Source organism: Clostridium sp. YIM B02555 (assembly GCF_022320955.1).
GTDB classification, from domain to species: Bacteria; Bacillota; Clostridia; order Clostridiales; family Clostridiaceae; genus Clostridium; species Clostridium saccharoperbutylacetonicum.
This window is the reverse complement of the sequence record NZ_JAKJJY010000012.1, coordinates 134,921-155,204: the sequence shown is the minus strand read 5'-3', so window position 1 is coordinate 155,204 and position 20,284 is coordinate 134,921. Positions and strand designations below refer to the sequence as shown.

The following is a 20,284-nucleotide window of genomic DNA, read 5'->3' as shown; positions in this document are numbered from 1 at the left end:
TGTTGAATTGGAAAATAATCAGTACATTTGGAGGTGGATATAAGATGAGAGTTGTAAGTGTTACAAGCCTAAAGGGTGATGAAATATTAGGAAAACAAATTTTTGATGAAAGTGGTAGAGTTTTACTTAGTGTTGGAGTAAAGCTGAGACCGTATTATATTGAGAGAATAAAAGAATTAGGAATACAATCAGTATATATTGATGATGATTTGTCAAAAAATGTTGTTATTGAAGAAAGTATTTCCGAAAAAACTAGACAAATGGGCAAACATGCAGTTAAAGAAATGATTGGAAAGTATTGTCGTGAAGGTAAAACTGATAGCAGTAGTGTTATGGATTCTGTAACTTCAGTAATTGAAGATATTATTTCAAATAAGAACATATTGATAAATGTGTCAGAAATAAGTTCAAGTGACAACAACTTGTACTCTCATTCAGTAAATGTATGTGTATTGGCAACAATAATAGGCACTCATATGGGATATAGTATGTTAAAGCTTAAAGATATTGCTTCAGCTGCAATAATGCATGATATAGGGAAAATAAAACTATTAAATGATAAGAAGATATTGGCTGAATATACAAATAAGGATGAGCTAGATAAGTATGTTGAAATTATGCATCCAAAGGTTGGATATGATTTTTTAGGGGAACAGCAAGTCTGGAATGCAACTGTTAAGGTGGCAGCACTAATGCATCATGAAAGAATTGATGGGAGTGGTTATCCTTTAAAATTAAAAGGTGATGAAATAAATCAAATAGCAAAGCTAGTAACTATATGTGATGTTTTTGATAATTTAATAACTGGTAGGAATAATAATGAACCAAAACCAGTATCAGAAACTATAGAATATCTTGTTGGAATGAGCAACGTCTATTTTGATGCTGAAATTGTAAATAAATTCACAATGAATATAGCAGCCTTTCCAACAGGAAGTGGAGTTGTCTTGAGTTCTAATGAAAAAGGACTTGTAGTAAGGCAAAATAACTCAATGCCAACGCGTCCAGTGGTGAAAATTATATATGATAAAAGTGGAAATATATTATTAGAACCTTATGAAATGGATTTGTTAAAGGAATTAACTCTTTTTATCGCAAAGACTTGTGATATTTAGATTGGGGGGAGATATATGGGTGATGGGAGTAAAACTACAAATATTAGTTATTCCAATGACTATCTAAAGCAGATTTATAATACGTTTCATAAATTTTTGGATGTAGATTGGATTAATTATCAAAATAGATTGAAAAATTCTTTGGAGGAAGTAGGAACCTTTTTTAATTTAGATAGAATTTATATTTACTATTTTTCTAAAGATCCCACTTTTATGAAAATAGAATGTCAATGGAATAATGAAGGTATGCGCCCAAAGAGAACCGTTGAAGAAGAAGAAGTGGTTTATGCCCTTCCATGGCTTATGCGTGAAATTAAGAGCAGCGATTTTGTTGCAATAAATAGTACTGAGGAACTTCCAAAGGATGCTGTATTTGAAACTGAAGTTTTTAATAATGAAGGTATAAAAGCTGCACTTATAATTCCATTAAAAAGTGAAAATAAATTAATAGGTTTTATTGGGTATGAAAGTCTGTCAGAGAGTGTACAATGGGAAGAAGAACAAATCAAGATATTAACTGATATTTCACGCGCGTTTTCTAATACAAGAGCGAGATTAACAAAGGAAAAGGAATATGAATCAATACTTGATGGGCAAGCTATTTTACTTAATAATTGCGAATCACAGATTTGGGCATTAAAGAATATTACTTCATATGCAACAGTAAATGAAGCTCATGCTGAGTTTTTTGGATTAAACAAAAGTGATTTAGAATATCAGGATTTATACGATATATTTAGCATTGATATTGCCAATAAATTATCTGAACTTAATTGGGATTTGTTTAGAAAGAATGAACCTTCAAAAACAGAAATTGAACTTGAAAATGGTAAAGGAGAAAAGAGACTGCTCCAGATTAATAGTAATCCTTATAGGGATGAAGCTGGAAATACAAAATACCTTGTATGTACAGCTGAGGATATCACTGAGCAACGTAAGGCTGAAAAAGAATTATTAAAGGCAAAGGAGCAGGCAGAGGCTGCCAATGTTGCTAAGAGTCAATTTTTAGCCAATATGTCACATGAAATCAGAACGCCGATGAATGGAATATTTGGTTTTCTTGAGTTACTCCAAACTACTGAACTATCTTTAGAGCAGGAGGAATTCATACGTGAAGCAAAATCAGCATCTGAAATTTTACTATATATTATAAATGATATATTAGACTTTTCTAAAATCGAAGCTAAAAAACTTGTAATGGAAAGTATTAAATTTAACTTAAGAACAACTATTGAAGATGCAGTTTCACTTCTTTCTCATAAAGCAGTTGAAAAAGGACTTGAAATCTATGTAATGATTAAAGATGGTGTACCAGAAGAAGTTATAGGAGATCCATCAAGGATTAGACAGATATTAAATAACCTTATAAGCAATGCGGTTAAATTTACAGAAAGCGGTGATATTTCTGTTTCTGTTGATTATGAAGAGAAAGAAAATGATATGGCTAATCTTTATTTTGAAGTAAAAGACACAGGAATAGGAATACGTAAGGAAGATATTCATAAGTTATTTCAATCATTCAACCAAGCGGATGCGTCTACTACAAGAAAGTATGGTGGAACTGGATTAGGACTTGCTATATCCAGTGAATTGGTAAAAATGATGGATGGTGAAATGAACGTTGAAAGCGAATTTGGAAAAGGTTCAACCTTTAAATTTAATGTGAACTTAAAGATAGCCAAAAGATCTTCAGAACCAAAATTTGATCTTGAAAAACTTAAGGGAGTAAACATCCTTGTTGTAGATGGTAATGATAATAATAGAGAATCTATAAAATCATATTTTCATGGAGCAGATATTAATTTATTTGAAGCTAAAGATGCAGGGGATGCAATTACTACAGTTATTAAAAATTCGAATTCAAAAAATAAAATTGATGTTGCTATTGTAGACTACAGAATGTCTGACATGACAGCATATGAATTAGCAACCACATTAAAGAGTATACCAATTGCAAAGGATATAAAATTAATTCTTTTAACTTCATCAGCTAAAATTGTAGATAGTAAAGCAGCTAAAGAATATGGTTTTTCATCTTATCTATCAAAACCTATTAGAAAGGACGACTTAATTAGTTGTATTGCCATATTATTGGGGCTTGAAGAAGATCATGAAGAAGAACAAGAAGTCGTTATAAAGCATACTGTTAAAGAGATTAAGCATTCATTAAAACCAAAGATTTTATTAGTTGAAGATAATGAAATTAATCGTAAAATAGTTATTGGTATACTAAAATCTAGAGAAATGACTTGTGATATAGCAGTAAATGGTAGCGAAGCAGTGAAAGCAGTATTAGAAAGAGATTATGATGTGGTTTTCATGGATTGCCAAATGCCAGTTATGGATGGTTATGAGAGTACCGCTAGAATAAGGGAACTTGAAGGAGAAAAAAAGCATACAACAATAATTGCAATGACAGCTAATGCTATGGAAGGCGATAGTGAGAAATGTATTCAGGCAGGTATGGATTATTATATAAGTAAACCTATTAATTTTGAGCTTATGTTTAGTATGATAGAGTCAAATACTAAAACTAGAGAAGCCACTATAAACTTTAATAGTATAATAGATGATTATATTGATAATTTTGCTGAAATTTCAGGGCTAGATAAAGAAGATGCAAAAGAAATCTTAGAGGATTATGTAAGATGTTTACCTGATTTATTTATCGGTATTAACGAAGCTATTGAAAATGAAGATTTTGAAAAAATGGCAAGGCTTACCCATGAATTAAAAGGATCTTCAGGAACTCTGAGAATAGATTCGATTCATAAATTAGCAATAAAGCTGGAAGAGAAATCTCGAAAGCATGAAATAGAAGAGTGTATTAGTATATTTACTGAAATGAAAAAATTGTTTGATTAAATTATAAAGCAAATAAAATAATATATAATATATAAGAGGGAGTTTTAGTATGAAAAAGGTGTTAATAGTTGATGATTCGTCTTACATGAGAATGATGGTAAGGAAGGTTGTTGAAAAAGGTGGGTTATGTATATCTTTTGAAGCAGCATCAGCAGGGAAAGCATTAGAAATATTTAAGAATGAAAAGCCAGATATTGTGACTCTTGATTTGAATATGTCAGAGTTTAGAATGGATGGTATGAATTTGCTAAGTGAGATGATAAAAATGAATCCAGAAGTTCATGTAGTTGTTGTTACTGCAATAGGATATGAGGATGTTAAAGAAAGATGCATGGCTTTAGGAGCTAAAGGATACTTAATAAAACCATTTAATGCTAAAGAACTATTGAACGTATTACCATTAAATGATGATGAATTTAGTATAGATGGAATTGTTAGTGAATCGATTGAAAAAAAGAACACTGAAGAGGTTTAATTTGAAGAATTAAGAGCAGTGTGATATTGTTGAAATAAATAAACATACATATAATAAGGTTGGATAGTTAAAATATAACTTTCCAACCTTATTTTTCATTTATTGCATGAAATTCAGTATCAATTGGATTTATAGTAATATCTTTTTCAAAAGCTTTTTTTGTTTTCCCAGAAACTTCAATAACAAGTTTGTAATTTTTGGGACTAACTATTTGTTGAAGATTTTCAAAAGCAGCATAACCTTTTTGATCATTATGTGAAGATATATTTTTATTCATAAGAATATTCTCTGATAAAATATTTATGTTAATGGTTTTAGGGTCAGCTTCGTCATCATTTATTAGTAAAATTTCGTTTTTGTAACATTTGTCTCTAACTTCAGGAATAATTGCAGAATATGAATTAGATTCATCAATTAATTTTATTTCTACAATATCGAGGGAAGTAGTTGAAAGATTTTTCAACGTCAAGTATACAATTATAAGATTATTTTCATAATAATTGGGAGCATTAATAAAATAACTTTTGAAAATATCATATGAAATTATTAAGTTGGGAAGAGATTCTATGTATTTTCTATATTTATTAAGTAAAATAAAACTATCAATTGTCAATAATAAAAGAAAAATAAATATGATTATATTTAAATTTGCTTGTATAAAAGATATCATTTTAAAACCACCTTTCGTCTAATTTTATCATAAGTCAAATAGAAATGAAATTAATGGAGAGTTTATACTTGTAATTAGAGAAAGAACCAATGTGCTTCAAAATGAATAAAATAATAAAAATAGTTTTTTACCAATGAATATAAAGAGATTATTGTGAAGCAGGTGTTTAAAATGAATTGGGCGATTGTTTTTTATAATATTATGATGAATATAAGACAAGGATATTATTCATTTTTAGGTTCTGGATCTTGCAGGAATGTCTTTGATTTAGGAAATGGGTATGTAGTGAAAATTGCTAAGAATATGGCAGGAATTGCTCAAAATAAATCGGAATATAAAATTTCTAAAAGCGATAAATCAAAATTATTTGCAAAAATTATTCAAATATCAAATGATTCAAGTATGCTTATAATGGAAAAAGCAGATAAGCTATATAATCTTTCGTATATATGGGAATATTTTAATGTGAAAAATGAAATAGAACTTTTTGAATTAATGGAATTCCAGAAGATTAAACATGAGTATAATTTAGAATTAGGTGATCTTGAGAGAAAAAGTAGTTGGGGAGTAATTAAGGGACATCCTGTGATTATAGATTATGGTTTTACAAAAGAGGTTAATCAAAAATATTATTTTTAATACAAAAGTAATTGAGAGGTTTTTGTATAACTATTTTTTATTGTCTAGGAAAGTATAAAAATTTCGATTTTTTAATCCAGTTATATCAATGCTTAAGAATGATATGGCTTGTAAAAATGTGATTAAAAGAGAGCGTGGAGCAGCCACTTTTGTTCTGTTTTAAAAGAATAGAAAACATGTATAAAAAATTTAAATCTATATTCATGTTTTCTATCTTTATTTTTATTGCAAATTGTATTAAATATATTTATATGACATAAAAGGCTTTCAAGGTTATTGCTTATAAGCATTATTACAATAATTAATATAATTTTATCATTTTCAAACGCGCATATTTGAATTTTGTTGAAAAAAGATAAATCTATAGCTCAAATTAATAAATATATAGTAAAGGACAAGTTAGGATACACAAAAGGAAATAGCAGTAGCTATCACAAGACTTTATTTATTATATCCAATCTCAATTAAGAAATCTCCCAAATCTTTATCCAAATTCATTATATGATTTTTAATCCAATCAACCAAATTTTGATGGATATTTAAAGCCAATACGGTTGATACTCCATGTGCTTCAAAAATCTTCCTGAATTCTTTAAGATCCTTCTTAAAATTTTCGTGCTGCATTTGCTGTATATCGAGTAAAGGGTAATTTGTACTTTTTTGAATTTCTTCTTCCTCAGTAAAATGTTTAATTACATATTCCTCAAGAAAGTTTAGTGCATTAATTATATCTGCACTACTTTTTTCATTCTCTATAGATGAAAAGAATTGGTTAACGAAATTTATTAACTCCTTATGTTGATCATCGATAATATCGACTCCTATTGATAGACTGCAATTCCAAGTTAAATTCATAAAATTTACCTCCATAAAATAATTAAAACTAAGTTATATATTCTACAAATTATAAAAAAAACCTTCATTTAATAATTATATATAGATAATATTTTTAATGATTTTTGTAAATTAAAGTTATAATTTTTTTGTTAAATTCAAAATATTGTAAAGCATTGGAAATATAATGCATAAATAAATTTTTCAAGTCTATAATAAAATAGGAAAAATGAAATTTTATTAGATAGGAGAGATGAAGCATGTACGAAAAAATTCAACTACCATATGCCTATAATTCATTAGAACCATATATTGACGCTGAAACTGTAGAAATACATTATACCAAGCATCATCAAAAATATGTGGATAATTTAAATGAACTTTTAAAAGGATATGAGAAATATACAGAAGGCAAATCTATAGAACAATTACTTGCCAATGTTAATGAACTACCGGTGAGGATAAGACAGGGGGTAATTGATCAAGGTGGTGGAGTAGCAAACCATAACTTATATTTTTCTATTTTATCACCAACTGCTAAAAAAGAACCAGAAGGCATATTATTAGATGCTATAAATAGCGCTTTTGGAGATTTAGAAAAATTAAAGTCAGAGGTGAGTAATGCTGCAGTAAGCCAATTTGGTTCTGGGTATGGGTGGTTAGTAAAAGATGAAGACGGAAAACTATCAGTAAAAAAGACTTTAAATCAAAATTCTCCTTTAATTGAAGGATTAATACCAATTTTAACTATAGATGTCTGGGAGCACGCATATTACTTAAAATATAAAAATTTGAGACCTGATTATGTTAAAAATATTTGGAATATAATTGATTGGAAAAAGGTTGAAGAATTATATATAAGATAAGGAAAATTTTTTGAAGTAAAACTAGATATAAAATAATAAAATAGTGAGATATGAAAATTTAATCCTATAGCATTAATAAAATATATTATAGTGGAATTCTTTCATCCTATAATTCAGAAGAATTTTAGAATGAAAGAATTTGTTTATGTTATAAAATTTAAAAGAATGAATTTATTAATCTTGATTTATTTTATAACCATAAGTTCGTATTCTCGAGTTCCAAGACCTATTTTATCAGCATGTTCAAGACATGTACGCCATTCAGATTCAGGTGTAGAGTTTGTAAAATGATCATGATGATCTTTAAAATCATGCTTAGATATGTTATCTGCTAACTGGCTGTTTGGTAAAGGTTTAGCTGACAGACAAGCATCTACACATGCTTGATCAAGTGCCAATGGATCAAAGGAAGCAAACATACCTAAGTTCGGAAGGATCGGAGCATCATTTTCGCTGTGACAATCGCAATTTGGTGAAACATCAATGACAAGAGATATATGAAAGCAAGGACGACCATCTACTACAGCCTTTGTATATTCTGCCATACGGCAATTTAACTCTCCATTAGCTGCATAGCTTGCAAACTCGATTGCATTAAAGTTACATGCACCAAGACAACGACCACAACCAACACAGTTTTCTTTATTTATTATCATTTTCTTTTTCTCAATATCGAAAAACAAGCCATTATTAGCACATTCACGTTGGCATCTTAGACAGCCTCGACATTGTTCCTCTATAATGTGTGGCTTACCGTTAATATGTTGATCTTTTTTTCCAGCACGAGAACCACACCCCATACCAATATTTTTGATTGTTCCGCCAAAACCAGTCATTTCATGTCCTTTGAAGTGGGTAAGGCTGATAAATACATCAGCATCCATAATTGCATGTCCTATTTTAGCTTTTTTTATATATTCACCACCTATTACAGGAACTGCAATATCATCAGTACCTTTTAATCCATCACCTATTATAACAGGACATCCTACTGAAAGAGGAGTGAAGCCGTTCTCCCATGCACATTCAAGATGCTCAAGGGCATCTTTACGGCTGCCAGGATATAGAGTGTTACAATCTGTAAGGAATGGTTTACCACCAAGTTCTTTTACAATATCAGCAACTGCTTTTGCATAATTTGGACGAAGATAACTTAAGTTTCCAAGCTCACCAAAATGCATTTTGATGGCAACTAACTTATTATCCATGTCAATTTGGTTTATACCTGCATCTTTAATTAATCTCTTTAGCTTTGTAGGAAGTCCCTCTCCTAATTTGGTACGAAAGTCAGTAAAATAAACTTTTGATTTTTCCATATTTAATCGCTCCTTGTATAAAAGTTATTAATTTAATTTATCACGAAACCTGACTTAAATGTTAGGATAATTTAAGTTATTATAACAATAAGAAATAATTATCCAAGTGAAAAAAGCCTAAAGCCTTATATTTTAGAAAAAATATCTGCTAAAATTTTAGTTTCATTTTTATTATAGAACTTAGAGTTAACTCAAAGTCAATAGTTTTTTAATAATTAGACCCTAAAATGAAAAGTTAATTTCTTGTTTGCAATATTAAATTCGTGATTAATGACTTTAGTCTTGCACTACTTTTTTGATAAAATTTACCTTAAATGAAATTTGAAGTATCATTTTATTAATATAAGTAGAATTTAATCCATAGCAAAATATTGTATAAATTAAATGATCATGGTACTATTAATAATGTTTACAAATTAAATGGGGAGAAAATATGGAACAAGCACAACCAGTTATATTGTTTATAGTAGGGATATTGTTTTTTGCATTTATCATTCACAAGATTAGTTCAAAGTTTAAGGTCAACATAAAGGATGCTAATGTGCCAGGCAAATTGATGATGTTGTAAAAAAGTTATTTTTCAAGGCCTTTCAGCAAAGTCAGAAAAAGAAGATTTTGCAATATTTATATCGAACTTAAAAGATATGGTGAAATAAAAAGTTGAGAGGAATTTAAGAGGAGGTTTCGTTTTGGGTGAGTTATCAAAGTTATCTAATATAGGAAAAGAAGTTGAAAGACAGTTAAATGAAGTTGGTATATTTACTTGTGAGGAATTAAAAAATATTGGTACAGAAAATGCATGGTTAAGAATACAAGAAATTGATATATCTGCGTGCATTCATAGATTGTTAGCACTTGAAGGAGCAATTCAAGGAATCAAGAAGACAGAATTATCAAAGGAACGTAAAGCAGAACTCAAAGATTTTTATAATAAACATAAAATTGAAATATAGTTATATAACTTAATATTACTAAAAGTCAAATGTTATTTATGAAAAAAATTAATAAAGTATGGTATAATTAAGTTGTTACAAAATTATTATGCAGAAAATATGGAGGAATTAATCATGGAAATAAACGATAGAGTTGAATTTTTAGAAAATGATAATAAAGGGAAACAAGGAACAGTAATTAAGCTAATGGGAGATCACAGCGCTGTTGTTGTAGTAGACGGTGAAGAAGATGATGTTCCAACTTTAGCAAGAGTTACTAATTTAAAAGTAATTAATAAATAAATATCATTAAAAAGTAATGTAATATTTAATAAATTTAAAAAAGCATTTTCTTGCTTCAAGAAAATGCTTTTTTGTATTTATAATACCAAAGGTTATAGGTGTCCATGATTAAAAATATGGATTAAAAAATCGTATTAACATAAAGTGTATGCTAATACGATTTTGAAGAAAATATTAAGCTGGATAATTTAAATTTTCTTCTTTTATATTTAATAAAATTTCCTTAAGAAATTTATTTGCTAAATATTTAGCCATTGGAAGATTCATGTCTAAGTAATTACCACAGTCTCTTGCAGAAGCCCCAGGAATATCACCTTCAAACTCCGCTATAAATTTATAAAGCTCAGTAAGTAATGGAACTATATCTTTTGATTTGTAATCACCATGCAAAATTAGATAAAAACCAGTTCTGCATCCCATTGGACCAAAATAAACCGTTTTGTCAGCATATTCGTTATGATTTCTTAAAAATGTGGCAGCTAGATGCTCAATAGCGTGCATTTCTGAAGTATTCATAACTGGTTCGAAATTTGGTCTTGTCATTCTTATATCAAAAGTTGTAAGAACTGTATCTCCAAACTTATCTTGTCTTGAAACATATACACCTGGAAGTAAATCCAAATGATTAATTGTGAAACTTGCTATCTTTTCCATTAATATCACTCCTCAGTATCTAATAAATAATAAACTATATTACTTTATTTAGTAATTCTATCTTTACGTTTGTTTCTATTAAATTGTAGCATTAGAAGATTCTATTATCAATAGAATCTTCTAAATATGAATATTTACTAAGTTTTTTATAGAGATACAAAGCGAGAATTAGACTTATGCAACAATTACATAAATCAGATCCATTTATCTTCCACAGGACTATTGAAATTTTCGCTGGAAGGTTCTAAGTGGAAGGTTACACCCATTTCTGCATATTCCTAAAGTAAATTTATGACAAGCAGAAAATGAAACAAGCCATAGAGGAAACTCGACTCACATTCGTTCGCTGAGTAAGCGATTCACACCAAATCATAGATTTGGGTTCACTGCTTAACAACCATCATCAGCTCAATTTCACATGCCTGCTTCCAGAAAAATGTATCTGATTTCTAGTGTAGTGTTACGATTATAATTTCTCGATACTACATGTATATTACATTTATAAGTTTGATTATTAAATTGGATATCTATATTAAAGCATAATAACTTAAAATATTACATAATTATATAATTAATATGTGGTATAAAAGGAATTAGTAGAAATATGTAGAAATAGTTACTAATGATAGAATGATAATGATTTATAAAAAAGTGGGGGATAAAATTGCAGAGAAGTAAAAGGATTATAAGCATATTACTAACTTTGGTATTATTTATATTTATGATTTCGTGTAGTAAAAATGAGAATATGCAGACAGAAAAAGCTGATACAAATACAATCACCGAAACAAAAACAATTGGGAATATGGTGAAAATTCATTATATTGATGTAGGCCAAGGGGATAGTGAACTTATTCAAGTTGAAGATAAAAATATATTAATTGATGCAGGAACTAGTGATAGAAAAGCGTTAGATTATTTAAAGTCACTTGGCATTAAAAAATTAGATTATGTAATTGCAACACATCCTCATGAAGATCACATTGGAAGCATGGATGATGTAATTAAAGCCTTTGATATCGGAAAATTTTATTCACCAAAAGTTACTACGACTACGAAAACCTTTGAAAACATGATAAATGCATTAAAAGAAAAAAATCTAAAATTAACTGTACCAAAAGTTAGTGATGAATTGACTATAGGAAATGCTACTCTAACATTTTTAGCTCCTAATAATAATAAATATGAAAATTTAAATAACTATTCTATTGTATGTAAATTGAAATATGGGAATACAAGTTTCATTTTTATGGGAGATGCTGAAGAAATAAGTGAAGGTGAGATATTACAAAAGCAGCTAGATATAAAAGCTGATGTAATTAAAGTGGGACATCATGGAAGTCGTTCATCATCAACAAAAGCTTTTCTTGAAAAAGTAAATCCTAAATATGCAGTCATTAGTTGTGAAAAAGGAAATGATTATGGTCATCCCCATAAGGTTACCATAGATAAACTTAATGCTAAAAACATTAATGTATTTAGAACTGATTTAGAAGGAACTATAATTGCTACGAGTGATGGCGATGAAATAACATTTAATACAAAACCAGTAGATAAAACAGCAGATATCCCTGGAAATCCAAAGAAAAATTAAAAAGTTTTAAATCATAAATTGCCATTTTAATAAGTGGCAATTTATGGTCTAAAGTGGATATTTTAAAAAAATTCTACAGAACCTCCACCAATTATTATAATTATGTAACCATAATCAAGAGGTTTTAAAATATAATTAGGAGAACTAGGTTCAAGACGTATAAATTCTTGCATCATTTGATTAGAATCAAAAATAATAACAACTGCTCTGCCAGTAGAAGAAGCGTTTTTGATATTATAAGAAGAACCAGTAACTAAGCCTGTGTCTGTAAAATTATAAAGTCCTTGTGTGAATGATTTTGTGTCAGAAAAAGCAGTATTAATATTAAAATTAAAAGTTAAAAATATAAAAACAAATAATAGAATTGAGAATTTCTTCATTATATCATCCCTCTTCCGTAATCTTAATGTTATTAATACAAATATCTATTTCATAAAAGAAGATAAAATTAAAAAATATTAATGAATACTACTTTCTTGATTAATTGGAATTTGATTAATCACCTACAAATAGAAAATTAATTATCAAAATTTATTGTTTTACTTTGAATATAATTTTATTCAAAATATAGAATATAATTTTTTACTTCGAGTTTTATATAAAAATAGTTGGTAAAAAATTAATATATAAAAATGATTATCATTTAATTGTTTAATAAATGTTTATTAGTATTTATAAGAAAAACAGAAAAAACAATATAAAAATATTGTAATTTTATGGTAATGATTGAATAAAATATAAAAAGTTTTGAAAAATAGTGTGTGTGATTGCTGCTAATAATATAAATTTATGTTATAATATAGAAAATGGACTAAAAATGTCAAATTGATGTAGGTATAAAGTGGGAGGGGAAGAGAAAAATGAAATGGATTAACAATTTAAAAGTTGGTGAAAAGTTAACATTGTTGGTGGTATGTTCCCTAATTGGTTTGATTTCAGTAGGTATAGCTGGGTATTATTACTTACTGGGTTCTAGTAGAAATCTTGATTCTATGTATAATGAAAGATTATTGTCTAGTGAAGCTTTGAATGAAGGAAGAATACAAGAAGAGGCTATTATAGCAGATATTTATCGACTTATGGCAACAAGTAATGATAAAGAAAATGAAAGTCTGTCTAAAGATATAAATGATAGGGTTAATGAGTTTAATAAAAATTTGGATAATTATAAAAAAATGAAGTTAGATTCTTTTGAAATAGACAAAATTAAAGAATTAGAAGGAAATATAGCAAAGTTCAGGGAAGGTAGAACAAATGTCCTTAAATTAGCCATGGATAACAAAAATGAAGAAGCATATAGTGAATTTGTTAAAAATGTTGATAAATATGCTCAAACAGTATTAACTAATTTATCAGAACTTGGAGGTCATAATAGGCAAACAGCAGAGCAAATTTATGATAGTAATAAAGTAAGTTTTAGCAAAGCGGCGATAATATTCATTGGTATAACTGTTATAGCAGCAATATTGATAATTTTATTAGGAATATTAATAACAAAGCGAATTACTAAGAGGTTAAATGAAATCGTTGCATTTGTGGATGAACTGGCTAAAGGTGATTTTACAATTTTTGTAAATGAAGAAAGTTTAGAGGATAAGAGTGAATTTGGAATTGTGTCAAATTCAATTGAAAAAATGAGAAAGAATGTACATGATTTAATTAAGCAGATTGAAGATTCATCAGAACATCTAGTTGTTTCAGCAGAAGAGTTAAATTCTAGTGCTGAACAATCAGCTGATGCCTCAAGTCTTGTAGCTTCAGCAGTGACTAATATGGTTGATGGAACTGATAAGCAAGTTTCATTAACAAATGATACTACTCAAGCAGTTGGAAACATATCTGAGAAAATACATAATGTGTCTGAAAATACAAAATCAGTCTCAAAATTAACGGAAGATGCTAAAACATCAGCTAATGCTGGTGGAGAAGCTGTAGAAAAAGCAATTAAACAAATGGAATTAATAGAGAAAAAGACAGATGAAACAGCAGAGATTATTAGCGAACTTGAAGAAAAATCAGCCATGATTGGACAGATTGTAGATACAATTAATAGTATTTCTGAACAAACAAACTTACTTGCGTTAAATGCTGCTATAGAATCTGCAAGAGCTGGGGAAGCTGGAAAAGGTTTTAGTGTGGTTGCAGAGGAAATTCGAAAACTTGCTGAACAATCACAATTGGCTACAAGAGAAATAGCTGAAATTATTAATGAAGTTCAAAATAAGACAAGTAATGCCGTTACAGTAATGAATGAAAATTCAAAAGAAGTTGATAATGGTGCAAAAGTTGTTAATTTTGCTGGTACAAGCTTTAATGAAATACTTAAAATGATAAGAAAAATAGCCGAACAGATTCGTGAAATCTCAGAATCTATAGCCGATATAAATAATGGAACTAAAGCTTCAGTTAATTCAGTAAACAATATTCAAAGTATAAGTATGAAAATAGCAGATGAATCGCAAACTATATCAGCTGCAGCGGAAGAACAATTAGCTTCAGTTGAAGAGATAGCAACCTCTAGTAAAATTTTGGCACAAATGTCTGAAGACTTGAAAGATATTATTCAAAAATTTAAAGTATAATTTTTAATTTAAAAATAGCTATAACAAATTAAATCATAAAAATCTGGTTAGTGAATAGACGGAGTGTGCCATATAAGATATGCAAAGATGAAAAATGACAGATAAGAACTACTTTATTAAATACCGCGATATATAATCAGCGGTATTTTTTATTATTCAATAATAATTACAATTTGTGATATAATTGACTTGTGATAGTAAACTAATGACAAATAAAAGCATTGAATATTTAAAGTGATTATTCTCTTTAAATTTTATATATGTAAAATTTTTCATTGGCAGTGAAGAGAAAATCTTATATTATAATAGATAATGCTGTTTAGATGATAATGTGACAGAGAGTGGGGAAAGATTAAAGGATGGTTGTATTTGAAAAATGTGAATTTGATGAAATAAAAGATAAGTTATGCGGGTATTATAGGGAAAATGACATATTAATAGAATCCTTTTTTGAGGAACATGTTATTTCCTCTGATTTTTTTCATATAGTATTGGATGAAGAAAAAATAGGATATTGTGGTATTTATAATAAGAAATTACTAACATCATTTGGTTTAGATAATAAGTATAATTATTTGGCTCAAGATATATTTACAAAAGCAAAATACTTAGAACAAGTATCTGAAGCATTGGTACCTACTGGAGATGAATTTTTGTTGAGTCTATGTTTAGATGATTTTGATAGTTTGCACAAACAAGCATATTTTACTAGAGATTTAGATTTAAATAATGAAAATAATTGTGCTATAAATTTGAGGTTAGCAACACCTTTAGATGCACAAAGTATAGAAAAATATAGTGAAGATTTTTTTGATGATATAAATAAATATATTAATAACAAATTTATTTACATAGCAGAAAAGGATAATGAATTAGTGGGATTTGGCATAATTGAACCTGGTATAATAAGAAATGATTTGCAGAGCATTGGAATGTATGTTAGAGAAGAGTACAGAAGACGAGGAATTGGCACTTGTATATTAAATGAATTGAAGAAAATTGTTAAAGTAAGAAATAAGAAAGCTATTTCTGGTTGTTGGTATCATAATTATAATTCATTAAGAACTCAATTTAAATCAGGAAATTACTGCTGGACAAGATTACTTAAGGTAAAATTTTAGCTTCGGAGGCTACAGATGAAGTTTGAAAATATTGGAGAAAATTATTATGAAGTATAAACTAGTTTGTATTGATTTAGATGGAACTCTTTTAAATAGTAAACGTAGAATTAGTGAAGCTTCAAAAAAAATACTCAAAAAAGCTGAGGCGCTCGGAATATATATTGTAATAACCACGGGGAGAACTTTTCTTGACGCTAAGGACTATTCAAATTTAATAGGATTAAATTCACCTATTATTGCTTGTACTGGAGCTATTGTTAAAGAAAAACATGAACCTGATGTTATTTATAAGAGTACTATAGATGAAGAGTTAAGTAGAAAATTATTAATAATATTAAAGAAGTATAATGCAAAGCCAATTTTTAATTCATTAAGTAAAACATATTGTGGCAACTTAATAGTAGCTACTATAATGAGGTATCTAAAATTCAAAGGTTATGTGAACAAATCAGTTAAAATAGAGTTTGTAAAAAATAGTGAGAGATGGGATGAAGTCTTTCATAGTGAGAAAAATAATATAGTAAAATGTGAAATTATAAGTAGAAGTAAGAATAAAATAAATAGCCTTAGAAAAGAATTATTAAATATGGATAGAATTGAAATTACAAGTTCATCTAATCATAACATTGAAATTACCACCAAAGGAACCTCAAAAGGAAATGCCATTAAAATACTTGCTAATCATTATAAAATAAAAAAAGAAGAGATAATAGCAATAGGTGATAGCGAAAATGATCTGTCGGCTATTGAATTTGCAGGGATGGGAATTGCAATGGGCAATGCTAGTGATGCTGTAAAAGAAATATCAAATTATATAACTGATACAAATGATAACGATGGAGTAGCTAAGGCTATAGAAAAATTTATTTTTTCAAAATATTAAATTTTCATATCTGGTTCTTCGAACTTTATCTAATTAAATTTTCAGGATAATTGAATATTGTTAATTGAGACTTACATAAATTTATGAGACTAATTAATTCCCTATTATAACTAACTAATAGTTTATAATAGGGAATTAATTTTTTATTAGTAAAAATTATGAAAATTAATCAAATGTTCACAAAAAGTTAAAAAATGAAAAGGTATAAATGTTTGAATGTTGGAATAAATAGGAATAGAATATGAGTGGTTGAAAAAACTAAGAATAAAAATTGTGCATAAATATAGTTTTAGTCGTAAGAATGAGGTGAAGTATGGACTTAGTAAAAAAATATGAAGAATTAACTAAGAAACAAGCAGAAGTAAATCCTAAAAATGCATATAAAATGATAAAGCTAGGACTTTTTTTAGAAAAGCAAATAGTAAAGTTTTCATCTCAAGAAGTGCCAAAAGCTTATAAAGAATTGAATTTAATTGCAATTAACTCAATATTAAAAGGCTTGAGGGAACCAGAAAATTCTGCATGGGTTAATATTTTTACTCCTGTAGAAATATTACAATGTTTTGATATCAATCCAATATCTTTAGAGTGTATGTCTTGCTTTATGTCAGGCTTTGAATGTGAAGATTTTGTAAATGAATATGCTGAAAATATAGGAGTGGCAGAAACATTGTGTTCTTATCATAAAGGGTTTATAGGAACTGTTGAAAGTGGGATTTTGCCAGAACCTAAATTTGCATTTACAACTTCAACCTGTTGTGATGGAAATGTAAACACAATACGTTATCTTGGAGAGAAACATAGTATAGATTCATACGTTTTAGATATTCCATATGAATATTCTATAGAAAATGAAGAATATGTAGTTACTCAATTGAATCATATGATTTCTATGCTTGAAGAAAAGTGTAATAAGAAATTTGATATAGAAAAATTATCGGAAATATTACAAAGAGAAAATGAATCAAAAAATTTCTTTAAAGAATTTTTAAAATACCAAAAAACAAAGTATTATCCAAGTTCTTTAACATTGCATATGTATATGCTTTTTGCATCACATGTAGGTATAGGGACTAAGGAAATATATGATTTTTATAAATTATTAGCTCAAGATATACAAAGCTATCCAGATAGTGAAGGATTAAAGGTATTCTGGGTTCATCTTTTGCCATATTATCAAGAAACTATGAAAGAATACTTTAACTTTAATCCAAAATATCAAATTCAATCTTATGATACAAATTTTGATTATATGGATGAATTAGATATAAAGCATCCGTTGGAAGCATTAGCAAAGAAATTGATTTTAAATATATATAATGGTTCTTTTGAAAGAAAGATTGAAGCAATAAAAAATGCAGTTGATGAACTCGGTTCGCAAGCAGTTATAAATTTCTGTCATTGGGGATGTAAGCAGTCTGCTGGAGGAGTAATGCAGCTTAAACAAGCAATGAAAGAAAAAAATATTCCTATGCTTATTTTAGATGGAGATTGTATGGATAGGCGTAATTGTCATGATGGTCAATTAAAAACTAGGTTAGAAGCATTTTTAGAAATCTTAAATAATACGGAGGTACAGAAATGATTGGATATACCTGTAAATATACACCTATAGAAATATTTACTAGCTTAGGTGTGGAAATTAAGAGAATTGAACCAAATGTGACAAGCTATGATAAAGCTGAAACCATGATGCACACAAATTTATGTTCATATGTTAAAGGAGTATTAGAGGATGCTATTTTAAACGATTATGAAGGTATAATATTAACAAGTTGTTGTGATAGTACAAGAAGACTTTATGATACTTTAAAAGAAAATTTTCCAGATAAATTCATATATATATTAGACTTACCAAGAAAGGTTAATGAGGATTCTATAAAAATATACAAATCAGTGGTTACTGAAATGATAAGAGCTTATGAAGAATTTAGTAATAAGAGTTTTGATGAGAAAAAACTTAAAGAAGTCTGTGATTCTATAAAGAGTGATAATATTAAACCATCCAAGGGATTAAATATTGGATTAATGGGCGCAAGATGCAATGATGGAATTGTTGAGATGATTGAAAAGTATGATGCTAATATTTTGTTTAACATTTCATGTACTGGAGATGAGAGGAAGTACAATTTGAGAAATGATAACATATATAGTGATTATATAAGAGATTTATTAAGTAAATTGCCATGTTTACATATGGCAGATATTAGTGAGAGAAATGATTTTCTTAAAAAGCAAATAGAAAATTTAGATGGAATAATTTATCATACTGTTAAGTTTTGTGACATTTACTCATATGAATATGCTGACATTAAAGGAAATTATGATATTCCAGTATTAAAGGTGGAAACAGATTATACCAAACAATGTGAAGGACAAATAAAAACAAGAGTAGAAGCTTTTGTTGAATCGTTAAATGCGAATAAAGAAAAAGGTGATAACAATATGGATAATAACGATAGCTTGTTAAATAAAGCATTTGAAGAAAGTTCTGCAGTAACAAAATACGTGATGGGAATTGATAGTGGTTCAACTTCGACTAATGCTGTTATTCTTAAGAACAATAGAGAAATTGTAGCATATACGGTTGTTAGAACAGGAGCAAAAAGCAGTGAAAGTGCTAAAAGGGCCCTGGAAGAAGTATTGGAAAAGGCTAGATTAACCAGAGAAGATCTTTCATTAATTGTATCTACTGGTTACGGAAGGGTAAGTATAACCTTTGCTGACAAAGAAGTAACAGAAATAAGTTGTCATGGAAAAGGAGCACATTATTTGAATTCCAATATTAGAACAATTATAGATATTGGTGGACAAGATAGTAAAGTTATTAAGCTAAATGATAAGGGTGAAGTTATTGATTTTGTAATGAATGATAAATGTGCTGCTGGAACAGGAAGATTTTTGGAAATGATGGCTAGAACTCTGGAAATTGATATAAAGGATATGGGGCCAGAATCTTTAAAATGGAAAGAGGATATAAAAATAAGTAGCATGTGTTCAGTTTTTGCTGAATCTGAAGTAATTTCACTTATTGCTCAAAATAAAGAAAAAGCAGATATTATTCATGCATTAAATCAATCAATATCAAGTAGAACTAATGCTCTTCTTGGAAGAGTTGGAAAAGAAAGTGGATTTATGATGACTGGTGGAGTGGCACAAAACATAGGGGTAGTAAAAGCAATAGAAGAAAAAGTTGGAGAAAAATTATTCATTTCAGATGAACCAGAAATAGTTGGAGCACTAGGAGCAGCTATATTTGGACTTGAGGACTTGAAGTTATAGGTTTATAAAAATCAAAGGTTGAAAATAGTAAAATGCCACATTTTCAAAATGAATATGTGGTGTTTTTTTTATATTCTGTCATGAAGAAGATTAGCTGTTAGAATTATTCGCATTATATTTGGAAAGTTAGTTTTTATATTCTTTATGATTAAT

Annotated in this window: 19 protein-coding genes; 14 read left to right on the top strand and 5 right to left on the bottom strand. The window is 28.4% G+C overall.

Translation table 11 applies throughout. From position 1 onward, the window contains the following. Window positions 1–44 precede the first annotated feature (44 nt). From L3B98_RS17180 to L3B98_RS17170, 3 genes are read left to right on the top strand one after another with little or no spacing between them, the layout of a single operon-like run. A complete protein-coding gene (locus L3B98_RS17180) occupies window positions 45–1,115 on the top strand; it encodes an HD domain-containing phosphohydrolase (RefSeq protein WP_077364526.1) in 1,071 nt (356 codons plus the stop codon). A gap of 15 nt (window positions 1,116–1,130) precedes the next feature. Beyond that, window positions 1,131–3,980, top strand: a complete 2,850-nt coding sequence (locus tag L3B98_RS17175) for a response regulator (protein WP_238917654.1) — start codon at window positions 1,131–1,133, stop codon at window positions 3,978–3,980. A 49-nt stretch (window positions 3,981–4,029) separates the two neighbouring features. Further along, window positions 4,030–4,455: a response regulator gene (locus L3B98_RS17170; RefSeq protein WP_015393946.1), complete on the top strand. Its 426-nt coding sequence runs from the start codon at window positions 4,030–4,032 to the stop codon at window positions 4,453–4,455. An 88-nt stretch (window positions 4,456–4,543) separates the two neighbouring features. Here L3B98_RS17170 and L3B98_RS17165 read toward each other — a convergent pair whose 3' ends face one another. Further along, entirely contained in the window at window positions 4,544–5,125 is a 582-nt protein-coding gene (locus tag L3B98_RS17165) for a hypothetical protein (protein ID WP_238917653.1), read from the bottom strand. A gap of 171 nt (window positions 5,126–5,296) precedes the next feature. On the opposite strand from L3B98_RS17165, the gene L3B98_RS17160 reads away from it, so the two are divergent. Continuing rightward, window positions 5,297–5,764 (top strand): hypothetical protein, encoded by a 468-nt coding sequence (locus L3B98_RS17160; protein WP_077364520.1) that lies wholly within the window; start codon window positions 5,297–5,299, stop codon window positions 5,762–5,764. A gap of 441 nt (window positions 5,765–6,205) precedes the next feature. On the opposite strand, the gene L3B98_RS17155 is transcribed toward L3B98_RS17160, so the two are convergent. Next, window positions 6,206–6,619 carry a bacteriohemerythrin gene (locus L3B98_RS17155; protein ID WP_077364518.1) on the bottom strand — a complete coding sequence of 138 codons (414 nt, stop codon included), beginning with the start codon at window positions 6,617–6,619 and terminating at the stop codon, window positions 6,206–6,208. Between the two features lie 239 nt (window positions 6,620–6,858). Between L3B98_RS17155 and L3B98_RS17150 the strand changes: the two genes are divergently transcribed. Continuing rightward, window positions 6,859–7,464 carry a superoxide dismutase gene (locus L3B98_RS17150; protein ID WP_077364516.1) on the top strand — a complete coding sequence of 202 codons (606 nt, stop codon included), beginning with the start codon at window positions 6,859–6,861 and terminating at the stop codon, window positions 7,462–7,464. Between the two features lie 185 nt (window positions 7,465–7,649). Here the strand turns inward: L3B98_RS17150 and L3B98_RS17145 are convergent, their stop codons facing one another. Further along, on the bottom strand, window positions 7,650–8,780 hold the full coding sequence (locus L3B98_RS17145) for a DUF362 domain-containing protein (protein WP_238917652.1): 1,131 nt from the start codon (window positions 8,778–8,780) through the stop codon (window positions 7,650–7,652). A gap of 433 nt (window positions 8,781–9,213) precedes the next feature. On the opposite strand from L3B98_RS17145, the gene L3B98_RS28970 reads away from it, so the two are divergent. The 3 genes from L3B98_RS28970 to L3B98_RS17135 all read left to right on the top strand — a co-directional run bounded on the left by L3B98_RS28970 (window position 9,214) and on the right by L3B98_RS17135 (window position 10,015). After that, on the top strand, window positions 9,214–9,348 hold the full coding sequence (locus L3B98_RS28970; protein ID WP_275298442.1) for a hypothetical protein: 135 nt from the start codon (window positions 9,214–9,216) through the stop codon (window positions 9,346–9,348). A 121-nt stretch (window positions 9,349–9,469) separates the two neighbouring features. Next, the gene (locus tag L3B98_RS17140) at window positions 9,470–9,733 is read left to right on the top strand and encodes a TfoX/Sxy family protein (protein WP_015393939.1); all 264 of its coding nucleotides are present in this window, start codon (window positions 9,470–9,472) and stop codon (window positions 9,731–9,733) included. Between the two features lie 114 nt (window positions 9,734–9,847). Then, window positions 9,848–10,015: a hypothetical protein gene (locus L3B98_RS17135; protein ID WP_238917651.1), complete on the top strand. Its 168-nt coding sequence runs from the start codon at window positions 9,848–9,850 to the stop codon at window positions 10,013–10,015. 174 nt (window positions 10,016–10,189) lie between these two features. Here L3B98_RS17135 and L3B98_RS17130 read toward each other — a convergent pair whose 3' ends face one another. Further along, window positions 10,190–10,669: an S-ribosylhomocysteine lyase gene (locus L3B98_RS17130; RefSeq protein ID WP_238917650.1), complete on the bottom strand. Its 480-nt coding sequence runs from the start codon at window positions 10,667–10,669 to the stop codon at window positions 10,190–10,192. 664 nt (window positions 10,670–11,333) lie between these two features. Between L3B98_RS17130 and L3B98_RS17125 the strand changes: the two genes are divergently transcribed. Continuing rightward, complete coding sequence (locus tag L3B98_RS17125) at window positions 11,334–12,263, top strand: ComEC/Rec2 family competence protein (protein ID WP_238917649.1); 930 nt, start codon at window positions 11,334–11,336, stop codon at window positions 12,261–12,263. A gap of 62 nt (window positions 12,264–12,325) precedes the next feature. Here the strand turns inward: L3B98_RS17125 and L3B98_RS17120 are convergent, their stop codons facing one another. Then, window positions 12,326–12,643, bottom strand: coding sequence for a hypothetical protein (locus tag L3B98_RS17120; protein ID WP_238917648.1), 318 nt, complete (start codon window positions 12,641–12,643; stop codon window positions 12,326–12,328). 480 nt (window positions 12,644–13,123) lie between these two features. Between L3B98_RS17120 and L3B98_RS17115 the strand changes: the two genes are divergently transcribed. The 5 genes from L3B98_RS17115 to L3B98_RS17095 all read left to right on the top strand — a co-directional run bounded on the left by L3B98_RS17115 (window position 13,124) and on the right by L3B98_RS17095 (window position 20,131). After that, on the top strand, window positions 13,124–14,845 hold the full coding sequence (locus L3B98_RS17115) for a methyl-accepting chemotaxis protein (protein WP_238917647.1): 1,722 nt from the start codon (window positions 13,124–13,126) through the stop codon (window positions 14,843–14,845). Between the two features lie 359 nt (window positions 14,846–15,204). Further along, entirely contained in the window at window positions 15,205–15,966 is a 762-nt protein-coding gene (locus tag L3B98_RS17110) for a GNAT family N-acetyltransferase (RefSeq protein WP_238917646.1), read from the top strand. Window positions 15,967–16,012: 46 nt separating this feature from the next. After that, window positions 16,013–16,849, top strand: a complete 837-nt coding sequence (locus L3B98_RS17105) for a Cof-type HAD-IIB family hydrolase (RefSeq protein ID WP_238917645.1) — start codon at window positions 16,013–16,015, stop codon at window positions 16,847–16,849. Window positions 16,850–17,162: 313 nt separating this feature from the next. Then, window positions 17,163–18,434 (top strand): 2-hydroxyacyl-CoA dehydratase family protein, encoded by a 1,272-nt coding sequence (locus L3B98_RS17100; protein ID WP_238917644.1) that lies wholly within the window; start codon window positions 17,163–17,165, stop codon window positions 18,432–18,434. Further along, on the top strand, window positions 18,431–20,131 hold the full coding sequence (locus tag L3B98_RS17095; protein WP_238917643.1) for an acyl-CoA dehydratase activase: 1,701 nt from the start codon (window positions 18,431–18,433) through the stop codon (window positions 20,129–20,131). The genes L3B98_RS17100 and L3B98_RS17095 overlap by 4 nt, the downstream gene beginning before the upstream one ends. Window positions 20,132–20,284 lie beyond the last annotated feature (153 nt).

What these genes read in the sequence shown, in the direction of transcription:
- L3B98_RS17180 (WP_077364526.1), top strand. Translation starts at nt 45, where the DNA reads ATGAGAGTTGTAAGTGTTACAAGCCTAAAGGGTGATGAAATATTAGGA.
- L3B98_RS17175 (WP_238917654.1), top strand. Translation starts at nt 1,131, where the DNA reads ATGGGTGATGGGAGTAAAACTACAAATATTAGTTATTCCAATGACTAT.
- L3B98_RS17170 (WP_015393946.1), top strand. Translation starts at nt 4,030, where the DNA reads ATGAAAAAGGTGTTAATAGTTGATGATTCGTCTTACATGAGAATGATG.
- L3B98_RS17165 (WP_238917653.1), bottom strand. Translation starts at nt 5,125, where the DNA reads ATGATATCTTTTATACAAGCAAATTTAAATATAATCATATTTATTTTT.
- L3B98_RS17160 (WP_077364520.1), top strand. Translation starts at nt 5,297, where the DNA reads ATGAATTGGGCGATTGTTTTTTATAATATTATGATGAATATAAGACAA.
- L3B98_RS17155 (WP_077364518.1), bottom strand. Translation starts at nt 6,619, where the DNA reads ATGAATTTAACTTGGAATTGCAGTCTATCAATAGGAGTCGATATTATC.
- L3B98_RS17150 (WP_077364516.1), top strand. Translation starts at nt 6,859, where the DNA reads ATGTACGAAAAAATTCAACTACCATATGCCTATAATTCATTAGAACCA.
- L3B98_RS17145 (WP_238917652.1), bottom strand. Translation starts at nt 8,780, where the DNA reads ATGGAAAAATCAAAAGTTTATTTTACTGACTTTCGTACCAAATTAGGA.
- L3B98_RS28970 (WP_275298442.1), top strand. Translation starts at nt 9,214, where the DNA reads ATGGAACAAGCACAACCAGTTATATTGTTTATAGTAGGGATATTGTTT.
- L3B98_RS17135 (WP_238917651.1), top strand. Translation starts at nt 9,848, where the DNA reads ATGGAAATAAACGATAGAGTTGAATTTTTAGAAAATGATAATAAAGGG.
- L3B98_RS17130 (WP_238917650.1), bottom strand. Translation starts at nt 10,669, where the DNA reads ATGGAAAAGATAGCAAGTTTCACAATTAATCATTTGGATTTACTTCCA.
- L3B98_RS17120 (WP_238917648.1), bottom strand. Translation starts at nt 12,643, where the DNA reads ATGAAGAAATTCTCAATTCTATTATTTGTTTTTATATTTTTAACTTTT.
- L3B98_RS17115 (WP_238917647.1), top strand. Translation starts at nt 13,124, where the DNA reads ATGAAATGGATTAACAATTTAAAAGTTGGTGAAAAGTTAACATTGTTG.
- L3B98_RS17110 (WP_238917646.1), top strand. Translation starts at nt 15,205, where the DNA reads ATGGTTGTATTTGAAAAATGTGAATTTGATGAAATAAAAGATAAGTTA.
- L3B98_RS17105 (WP_238917645.1), top strand. Translation starts at nt 16,013, where the DNA reads ATGAAGTATAAACTAGTTTGTATTGATTTAGATGGAACTCTTTTAAAT.
- L3B98_RS17100 (WP_238917644.1), top strand. Translation starts at nt 17,163, where the DNA reads ATGGACTTAGTAAAAAAATATGAAGAATTAACTAAGAAACAAGCAGAA.
- L3B98_RS17095 (WP_238917643.1), top strand. Translation starts at nt 18,431, where the DNA reads ATGATTGGATATACCTGTAAATATACACCTATAGAAATATTTACTAGC.